The organism is Pseudoalteromonas sp. NZS127, from assembly GCF_015864805.1.
In the GTDB taxonomy this organism is placed as follows: domain Bacteria; phylum Pseudomonadota; class Gammaproteobacteria; order Enterobacterales; family Alteromonadaceae; genus Pseudoalteromonas; species Pseudoalteromonas nigrifaciens.
The window spans coordinates 1-632 of record NZ_JADYWN010000073.1; the positions used below are offsets into that span (position 1 = coordinate 1).

Consider the following 632-nt stretch of genomic DNA (forward strand, 5'->3'; position numbering starts at 1 on the left):
TAATTATGTTACTTGGTGTAATTGCAGACGACTTTACCGGAGCAACCGACATTGCTGGTTTCCTCGTTGAACATGGTATGCGTACGGTACAACTTAACGATGTACCTCACTGTAACACTGTGGTTGACGCGGATGCGGTTGTCGTAAGCCTTAAAACGCGTTCTTGCCCTGTAGAGCAAGCAATAGAGCAAAGCTTAGCCGCATTAAAATGGCTACAACAGCAAGGCTGTCAGCAGTTTTATTTCAAATATTGTTCAACCTTCGATAGTACGGCTAAAGGTAATATTGGCCCGGTAACCGACGCTTTATTAGCGGCACTCGGTGAGTCTTTTACTATTGTATGTCCTGCTTTGCCAGTGAATGGTCGCACCGTATTTAACGGTCACTTATTTGTACTTGGCGAGCCGCTTAATGAATCGGGTATGCGTAATCACCCGGTAACGCCAATGACCGATTCAAGCTTGGTGCGCTTAATGAATAGCCAGTCGCAAGGAGAAGCCGGTTTAGTCAATTACCAAACCATTGAGCAAGGCGCTGAGGCCATCACTAACCAGTTTGCTGAGCTACAAAGTGCAGGTAAACGCTACGCTGTGGTTGATGCCTTTAATAGTGCACATTTAGCAACCCTAGGC

Annotated in this window: 1 protein-coding gene; it reads left to right on the plus strand. The window is 46.2% G+C overall.

What is annotated here, in order from left to right; translation table 11 throughout:
* The coding region (otnK, locus tag I6E78_RS18495; RefSeq protein WP_269435634.1) for a 3-oxo-tetronate kinase at positions 1–632 on the plus strand (632 nt) is incomplete at both ends.